The organism is Rubritalea sp., from assembly GCF_039830215.1.
Taxonomy (GTDB): domain Bacteria; phylum Verrucomicrobiota; class Verrucomicrobiia; order Verrucomicrobiales; family Akkermansiaceae; genus Rubritalea.
Genome location: NZ_JBDOPO010000004.1, coordinates 1 through 8,357, shown reverse-complemented (window position 1 = coordinate 8,357; position 8,357 = coordinate 1). Strand labels below are relative to the sequence as shown.

Annotated in this window: 12 protein-coding genes; 3 read left to right on the top strand and 9 right to left on the bottom strand. The window is 48.1% G+C overall.

The window, feature by feature from the left end:
* Both ABGY95_RS00110 and truA read left to right on the top strand, forming a co-directional pair.
* Window positions 1–1,884, top strand: a 1,884-nt coding sequence (locus ABGY95_RS00110; RefSeq protein ID WP_347439648.1) for a U32 family peptidase, incomplete at its 5' end; no start/stop codon positions are given.
* A gap of 577 nt (window positions 1,885–2,461) precedes the next feature.
* On the top strand, window positions 2,462–3,220 hold the full coding sequence (gene truA / locus ABGY95_RS00105; protein WP_347439647.1) for a tRNA pseudouridine(38-40) synthase TruA: 759 nt from the start codon (window positions 2,462–2,464) through the stop codon (window positions 3,218–3,220).
* 1,134 nt (window positions 3,221–4,354) lie between these two features.
* Here truA and rplX read toward each other — a convergent pair.
* The 9 genes from rplX to rpsS form a co-directional block, all read right to left on the bottom strand.
* Window positions 4,355–4,576 carry a 50S ribosomal protein L24 gene (gene rplX / locus ABGY95_RS00100; protein ID WP_347439646.1) on the bottom strand — a complete coding sequence of 74 codons (222 nt, stop codon included), beginning with the start codon at window positions 4,574–4,576 and terminating at the stop codon, window positions 4,355–4,357.
* Between the two features lie 20 nt (window positions 4,577–4,596).
* Window positions 4,597–4,962 carry a 50S ribosomal protein L14 gene (gene rplN / locus ABGY95_RS00095; RefSeq protein ID WP_347439645.1) on the bottom strand — a complete coding sequence of 122 codons (366 nt, stop codon included), beginning with the start codon at window positions 4,960–4,962 and terminating at the stop codon, window positions 4,597–4,599.
* 78 nt (window positions 4,963–5,040) lie between these two features.
* Window positions 5,041–5,307, bottom strand: a complete 267-nt coding sequence (gene rpsQ / locus ABGY95_RS00090; protein ID WP_347439644.1) for a 30S ribosomal protein S17 — start codon at window positions 5,305–5,307, stop codon at window positions 5,041–5,043.
* 20 nt (window positions 5,308–5,327) lie between these two features.
* On the bottom strand, window positions 5,328–5,534 hold the full coding sequence (gene rpmC / locus ABGY95_RS00085) for a 50S ribosomal protein L29 (RefSeq protein ID WP_347439643.1): 207 nt from the start codon (window positions 5,532–5,534) through the stop codon (window positions 5,328–5,330).
* 34 nt (window positions 5,535–5,568) lie between these two features.
* The gene (rplP, locus tag ABGY95_RS00080; protein WP_347439642.1) at window positions 5,569–5,991 is read right to left on the bottom strand and encodes a 50S ribosomal protein L16; all 423 of its coding nucleotides are present in this window, start codon (window positions 5,989–5,991) and stop codon (window positions 5,569–5,571) included.
* 37 nt (window positions 5,992–6,028) lie between these two features.
* Window positions 6,029–6,745, bottom strand: a complete 717-nt coding sequence (gene rpsC / locus ABGY95_RS00075) for a 30S ribosomal protein S3 (RefSeq protein WP_347439641.1) — start codon at window positions 6,743–6,745, stop codon at window positions 6,029–6,031.
* A 28-nt stretch (window positions 6,746–6,773) separates the two neighbouring features.
* On the bottom strand, window positions 6,774–7,115 hold the full coding sequence (gene rplV / locus ABGY95_RS00070) for a 50S ribosomal protein L22 (protein ID WP_347439640.1): 342 nt from the start codon (window positions 7,113–7,115) through the stop codon (window positions 6,774–6,776).
* Window positions 7,116–7,147: 32 nt separating this feature from the next.
* Complete coding sequence (locus ABGY95_RS00065) at window positions 7,148–7,873, bottom strand: hypothetical protein (protein ID WP_347439639.1); 726 nt, start codon at window positions 7,871–7,873, stop codon at window positions 7,148–7,150.
* Between the two features lie 18 nt (window positions 7,874–7,891).
* Entirely contained in the window at window positions 7,892–8,161 is a 270-nt protein-coding gene (gene rpsS, locus ABGY95_RS00060) for a 30S ribosomal protein S19 (RefSeq protein ID WP_018970379.1), read from the bottom strand.
* 1 nt (window position 8,162) lies between these two features.
* On the opposite strand from rpsS, the gene ABGY95_RS00055 reads away from it, so the two are divergent.
* A partial coding sequence (locus ABGY95_RS00055; RefSeq protein ID WP_347439638.1) for a hypothetical protein occupies window positions 8,163–8,357 on the top strand: 195 nt, incomplete at its 3' end.

Below are 8,357 nucleotides of genomic sequence, written 5' to 3'. Positions count from 1 at the left end.
AACCGTGGTGAGTGCGCCCAAGCATGCCGCATGCCCTACGAACTTGTTATCGATGGCGAAATCCAAGACATGGGAGAAAAACGTTACCTACTTTCCCCTCAAGACCTCGCAGCCGTCGACCTGATCCCCGACCTCGTTAACCAGGGTGTGGTTTCCTACAAAATCGAAGGCCGACTCAAGACTCCAGAATATGTGGCTGCCGTGACCCGAGTCTACCGTAAAGCTATAGATGACGCAGTCGCCCAGCGTGAATCCACCATCACAGATCATGAACGCTACGCGATGGAAATGACCTTCTCACGCGGCCTCTCCACAGGCTGGCTCGCTGGCACAAATCATCCCTATTTGACCCACGGTAAGTATGGAAAGAAGCGCGGAATCCGCGTCGGCACAGTGGAAAATTGTGGACCAGGCTGGATCGTCTTCAACCAAGAAGGCAAGGTTGGCCTCAAAGCGGGCGACGGCATCGTCTTTGACGCTGGGGAAAACCGGGATTTAGAACAAGGGTCACGGATCTGGACCGTCGAGGGATCCGTACTCAACTTCAACAGCAAACATTGTAGAATCAACTGGGATCGAATCAAACCGGGGATCGAGATTTATAAAACTGACGACCCAAAACTTAATTCCGAGGTGAAAGCTCTCTGGAAAAAGACAAAACTCAATCCGGTCAAAAGCGGCCTTCAAATCACTGTCAGTGGCAAGCAAGGAGCCCCTCTAAGCCTCGTGTGTAATGGACTCACTGTCAGCACCACAGAACGACTACAGGCCGCTGAAAATCGCCCACTCACCACAGATTCACTCACCGCTCAGCTCGGAAGACTTGGCAACACCCCCTATGAACTAGGTAGTATTGAGAACAAACTCGAAGAGGGCCTGATCGTCCCGGTTTCAGCACTCAACCGAGCTAGAAGAGCCCTAGTCGAAAAGCTCGATCAATTCGCAGAAAACCAGCCGGTAATAGAGAAGGCAATCTCCAAGCTCACCCTCTCAGACATCATGCCAAAAAAGCCTGAGTCTAGACAGGTCCCAGCAGAACTCTCCACTCTCACGCGTCACCCTCACCAGATCGAGGCCGCTCTCGAGGCCGGAATCAACCGAATCTATGCTGACTTTGAAGACATCCGCCGCTACAAAGAAGCTGTCGAGATCGTCCGCAGTGCAGGTGGTGACGCGACGATTCACCTCGCCACCCCACGCATTCAAAAGCCAAAAGAAACGGGCTACTTTAAATTCATCGACAAAACTAAGCCCGATGGAGTGCTCATACGCAACCTCGGGGCTGTCCGCTATTTCGAAGACCATGACGATCTCTACCGTACGGGGGACTTCTCCCTCAACTGTGCGAACCCTGCTACAGCAAAAATTCTCAAAGAGCGTGCATCACTCGACCATCTAACACTCTCTTACGACCTCAATGTAATGCAACTCTTAGACATGCTCGACCAAGCACCAAGTGAGTGGTTCGAACTCACTCTACACCAACACATGCCGATGTTTCATATGGAGCACTGCGTGTTCTGCACCTTCATGAGTTCAGGCACCAGCTATAAGGACTGCGGTCGTCCATGCGAGAAACACAAAGTTCAGTTGCGTGATCGAGTAGGGCAGCTCCACACTTTGGCTGCCGATGTCGGCTGCCGTAACACTCTCTTCAATGGTCGTGCTCAGACTGGTGCACGCTTCTACGACGAAGTCCGTGCTACAGGCCTCAGCCGATATCGCATCGACTTCCTAGACGAGGACAAAACATCCACTTTACTCACCCTCCAAGCCTACCTACAACTCATCGACAACAAAACCGATGGTCACATGCTCTGGCAAGACCTCGAAGTGATGGAAAAACTCGGCGTAACCGAAGGTACTCTTGAGATTAAATCTTAAAATATAATAAGCTCTAGCAGGCAACTGCTAGAGCTTATTATTCTACAGTCAGTTAGAAAAAAACTCTAACCTGGGAGCTATTATAAGATCGTGTCCAGTGCTTTCTATCCGCCGTCATCTCTGTAATCCACGGAGTAACAATTTACAGGTTAGGTGGACGCTCAATTGCGTTGCGTACTTTAGCAAACGCTTATCATCAAAGCCTCTGTGCATAATACCAAAGCAGACGGGTGTCTGCTCAAGCTCGGCTCATGTGTCCCACGACTAAATCCTAGTATCAGCCCCAATGAACTCACTGAAACCATTCATTAAGTAACGCCTTTTATCACAAAATCCCTTCCCCTCTGGTGGAGGGTTGCAAAGTAAGTACTGTACGGCCTGACATTCCAACCTAAAACCACAAAGGCGCGAGTGCTTGTACAACCTAGACTGTGGCGACTCTATCTTTTAACTCTCCTCTCTAACCCAGCAAGAATGCCATGCACAATCTCATATTTATCAATAACATTTCTATGACTTCATCATTATTCGCTTCACCTCTGCTTACTCAACTGCCAATTTCTCAACATCAGATTTCATGCGCCTAAAACTAACTATCGCCTACGATGGACGCCCGTATTATGGTTGGGCCACCCAGCCAAACTCTCAGACGATCGAAGATAAGCTAAACGAAGCTCTAACAACCATAGCAAAACAAGATGTCAAAGTTCAAGGCTCTGGCAGGACGGATACAGGCGTCCATGCCGATGGCCAAATAGCTCACTTTGATTGCCCAGTAGGTCTTGAGATGAACCCGCACAATTGGGTTCCGGCCCTCAACACCAAGCTACCCAAAACAATCAGAGTCATTGACTGCGTCGAAGTGCCTGCAGATTTCCATGCCCGTTTCTCCGCCACGTCGAAAACATATAGCTACTTTCTAGCCACCACACCAGTGCTTCACCCCATGCTTAATGGTAGGGCATGGCACCTACCTCGATTACTCGACCCAGCCACTCTAGAGCAAGCCCTTCAGCACTACATCGGCACTCACGATTTTAGAGCATTCGCAGCACTGCGTGGCAACGAAACTGCCAAGACAAACTACACGCGCACTATTACTGAAGCAACACTCACCCCAGTCGACGGAGGGTATCTCATCAGCTTCACTGGAGACGGATTTCTCTATAAAATGGTACGCCTACTTACGGGCGCAGCAGTACAGGCTGCACAAGGCCGACTAAGGCTTGATGACCACCTCAGCCTGCTAGACCAACCAGCTAAACTTCCCAATGGTAAGTCCCCATTCTGCGCACCAGGAGGTGGACTTACACTCACTTTGGTCAAATACGACTAAGTATAAAAGGCAAATCACAGCACGACTCTGCGAGTCATCCACTAACTGGACTGCAATACCCACCACCCTAAGTACCTAGCTAGCGCCCGATGATTGCTCAGTACTCTTTAAGTCTTAGTTTGGCTACTTAAATATTGATCTAAGAAACTATATGGTATCCAAATGCACCACTGGTGGATCTCCCCCCGAGCATTACAGAGGCCCTAGACCCGCGCTACAGCAAGGTTAATGACAAGCACCGCATTTGGTTTCGCTAGACTTACTAATCCCAGGGGCAGTGAACTAAGTACACCCCACGCACTCTATCAGCGATTTCCTCCACCGCAGAACACTATATATTGTTTTTCGAAGGCTACGTTAAGGGTGAATACTCTGCCCCAAGGATATACCAATGGGGAATGTGAGTTCAATCAACCAAAGCACATCTGACATAAATCACTAAGCAAAAGCACTTAATAAAGTCATAAAACCGAGTACTCATGGATAACATCGAAAGAAATTCATCAAGGTTCATACTGACCCCAAGCTCGCATTAAAGCTTCACAGCAAACTGCGGCAAGTGGATCACAAATACTACCGAATAGTGGTAAACTACAGCGTCAAACTGACGCCAAACATACCTAAGACTACACCCAGCATTACTCCTAGTTCACCATTTGAATGTAATATGGGTAACACTATTGCAGACTGAGTGGAGGAAGAATATGGTACCTGCTCTGCAACAGCATTCAGAGCACTATCAATATGAGTATACTTGTTCCTAAAGGCGGCGCCAAAAACTCCAAGATCAACGGTTATCGGCAAGCATACATGCCCTTCCCTCATAAAATTTGACTGAAAGTAGCCTCGGTGCCGTCACTCGGTAAATATTAAGCCAGTGGAAAGAGTCATACGCATGAACATGCTCATAGACCGCAGTCGAACTCACACAATCCATCGCTCTCCTCCCAGTAACACCGCGAGGCTCGACACGCTACCTACTAGTATTTCCTCCTATTCATGCGCGCATGTGAACATAGATCTCTGAATGAGCAACTAGAAATCTAAGAACTGCACAAGCGATTTCTCGTATCCACAAAAAAAGCGGTCTCTCTGAAGAGAACCGCTTTTTGAAAATCTCGTAAAGTGAATAGATTAATCTACTTTCTTAACATTTGAGATGTGAATTGTACCGTCAATCTCAACGATTCCACCTTCTTGGTTAGCTTCGGTAGGTTTGATCGCCTTCTTGATCTTGCGTACGCCTTCAACTATAACACGCTGCTTTGCTTCATTTACTGAAGTTACAGAGCCTGTGCTACCTTTGTGCTTGCCTGCGATGACCTGTACTTTGTCACCCTTTTTTACGTGTGCCATGATAGTTCGGTTCTTTAGAATTAGAGTACCTCTGGAGCGAGGGATACGATTTTCATGAACTGCTTCTCACGAAGTTCACGAGCAACAGGCCCGAAGATACGAGTACCTTTGGGATTATTATCTTTATCAATGATGACTGCTGCATTACCATCGAAACGAAGCACTGATCCGTCACGACGACGAATTGGAGCTGCGGTACGGACGATAACAGCTTTCACAACTGCGCCCTTCTTTATAGAAGAAGTAGGGATAGCTTCACGCACGTGAGCTGTGATGATGTCACCTACGTTAGCAACCTTGGAACGAGTTCCGAGGACACCAATCATTTTAGCAGAGCGTGCGCCAGTGTTGTCGGCGATCGCTACTGAGGATTCCATTTGAATCATATATTTGTAATCAGTTAAATTGTTACAGAGATGGAGGTCGGCGCCCCTTTGAATGGGACACCGAATCCTTTGAGTTGATTAGTGGGAGAGAACTTCTGTGAGTTCCCAGCACTTAAGCTTAGAGATAGGCTTTGTCTCGGTGATACGCACCTTGTCACCGACAGCTGCTTGACCAGTTTCGTCGTGAGCGTAGAACTTCTTCGAACGCTTAACGATTTTCTTGAAACGTGGGTGCGGAACGCGCGCTACGTATTCTACTACGATAGTCTTGTTCATGCTTGTGGAAACAACAACGCCAACGCGGGACTTGCGTAAACCTGGCTTAGTAGTGTTTGATTCGCTCATGTTTTTAATCCTTTGTGGGGTTATTTAGCAGCCTTAGTACGAAGTTCAGTGAGAACAGTGTTCACACGTGCGACTTCGCGACGGATTGCTTTGATGCGGGCGGTATTCTCTAGCTGACCTGTGGCCTGCTGAAGACGGAGTGTAAGGGCTTCCTGCTTGAGTTCACGGAGACTGTTGCTCAACTCTTGAACGGAAAGCTCGCGGATGTCGCTAATTTTAGTAGACATAGTGTTTATTCTATTTCGCGTTATTTAAGTTCGATTACGAGATGAGCTTATTACGCTCGACGAAACGGGTGCGGAAACCAAGCTTGTTTGAAGCGAGACGAAGAGCTTCCTTCGCATCAGCTTCAGGCACACCTGCGATCTCGAAGATCATAGCACCTGGCTTGATTACTGCTACCCAACGATCAACAGCGCCCTTACCTTTACCCTGACGAGTTTCAGCAGGTTTAGCTGTGACTGATTTGTGAGGGAATACACGGATGTATACTTTTCCCTTACGTTTGAGGAAGCGGTTGATTGAGATACGGCAAGCTTCAATTTGGCGGTTACTCATCCATGTGCGACCGAGTGATTGAAGACCGTAGTCACCGAAGCTAACTTCAGTTCCACGCTGAGCATTACCACCGCGGTTACCGCGCTGACTCTTGCGGAACTTAGTGCGTTTTGGCATTAATGGCATAATTCTTTATTCCTAATTGTTATAAGTTTATAAGAGATTAGCCCTGACGACGCTCGCGGCGTTCACCACCTGGACGGCGACCACGGTTACCACGGTCGTTGCGGTTGTTACCACCACCAGTTGTTGGCTTTTCTTCCTTCTTGTTGATCCATACTTTGACACCGATGATGCCGTAAGTTGTTGATGCCTCAGCGAATCCGTAGTCGATCGGAACGCGGAGAGTCTGAAGAGGCACTTTACCTTCACGGTACCACTCAGCACGTGCGATGTCTGCACCACCAAGACGACCCGCGCAGCGAACACGGATACCATCGGCACCAAATTCCATTGCTGTCTGGAGTGAGCGTTTCATTGCACGACGGAAAGCGATACGACGCTCAAGCTGTACGGCGATATTTTCTGCAACAAGCTGTGCGTCGAGCTCTGGCTTGCGAATCTCGATGATATCGATCTTCACCTGGCATCCACCACAAATCTTTGTGATGTCTGAAGTCATCTTCTCGATCTCTGCACCCTTACGTCCGATCACAAGACCTGGACGTGATGTGTGCATAGTTACACGAACGCTGTTCCAAGCACGCTCGATAGTGACGCGTGAAAGAGCTGCGAACTGAAGACGACCCTTGATGTACTTACGGATCTTGAGGTCTTCGTGGAGCTTGTCTGAATAGTCTTTGCCCTTGGCATACCACTTCGAACGCCAGTCTTTGCTAACTGCGAGGCGGAATGCGATCGGATTTACTTTTTGTCCCATAATGTTGGTTCTTTAAGTGTTTAGTGTATTAAGCCTCTGCTTGTGGAGCAAGGGTAATGAAGATGTGACTAGTGCGCTTACGGATAGCACCTGCGGAGCCGCGGGCACGTGGTTTGAAACGCTTGAATGTTGGACCTTCGCCGATCGTAGCCTCTTTCACGATGAGTTCATCTGCATCGAGTTCGAAGTTATTTTCTGCGTTAGCAATTGCGGACTTCAGTGTCTTAGCAATGAGAGCAGCTGATTTCTTTGGTGTAAAGTTCAGTGCGTCAAGTGCGGAGGACACAGGAAGACCCTGGATTTCGCGGGCCACGTCACGTGCCTTCTTAGCGGAGACGCGAGCGTATTTGTATGTTGATTTTACTTCCATGGATTTGTTTCCGTTGGATGATTAATTCCTGATTATTGTATCGTTTTGATAGATGCGATGTCGCCGAGGCGAACCGCGTTGTTGGTGTCTTCGAGTGTCACTACTAGGGCTCCAGATATATCTGGACGAACCCGAGCAATGATAGCTTCAGCTATTTGGCCGTTACCGCGTAGGATACGGAACGTCATGCCGATGCGCACTTGCTGCTTTCCCCCTGCATTCAGTACCAGCAAGCCGGATTGGCTATCGATGCTGATGATTTTTGCTTCCTGAAGGGAGCCAAAATCTACTTGGGGAAGCGGCTTGTGCCTTATTCCGAGCTCGACGTCAAGTCCTCTGATTGCAGATTCTACATTTAGTCGTGCTTCGGCGTCAGCTGCAAAGGCGGTCTTGAGGTATTCACGCACCTGGTCGGTGAGCTTCAGTGCTGCTGTTTCCAGCTTGCTGTTGCGATCCTCGAGAACCTTGCGGTTGGCCACCGCCTGCTTGAGTCGCTCGTCATCTGTCCCAAGTGGGTAGGTTCCGAGCGCTTCAAGATCTAAGCGGATTGTCTCTAACTCTCTGTTGGCTTCTGCTTCTTGCTGGTTAGCATGGGCAAGAGCCTTGGAGAGCGTCTGATTATGTTGTTGAAGGCTGGCTACTTTCGCTTCCAGCTTCAATAGGCGAGCATCTCGATTTTCATTATGTTGCGCGCTAGCAACACTTGCAGCCAAGAGTAAAACTCCTGTGATTGCTGAGAGTAATTGGAAAGCGCGCATAAAATGAAATCAGACGATCTACTTCTTACCGATTCCTCCGTGAGCTTTGAAGATTCGGGTGGGTGCGAATTCACCGAGTTTGTGTCCGACCATGTTCTCAGTCACGTAGACAGCGACGAATGTCTTACCGTTGTGGACTGCGAAGTTATGGCCTACAAAGTCAGGTGTAATCATTGAACGACGGCTCCATGTTTTGATAGGCTTCTTGTTACCGCTTTCAACGGCAGCATCGAGCTTATCAAGAAGCTTTTGGTCCACGAATGGTCCTTTTTTGAGTGATCTTGGCATTATGTTAAATGGTTATAAGATTTCGGGACCGACTGTTTTTGGCAGAATGGACGATGATGAACTTCAGAAACTTTTTGAAGGATATGGTTATGAGCCTCATTTTGTTGACGAAGAAAAAGGTGATCCGTTTGAACAAATGGATAAAGTTATGAACAAATGTCATGCTTTAATTACTAAAATTCAAAAAGAAACTAAA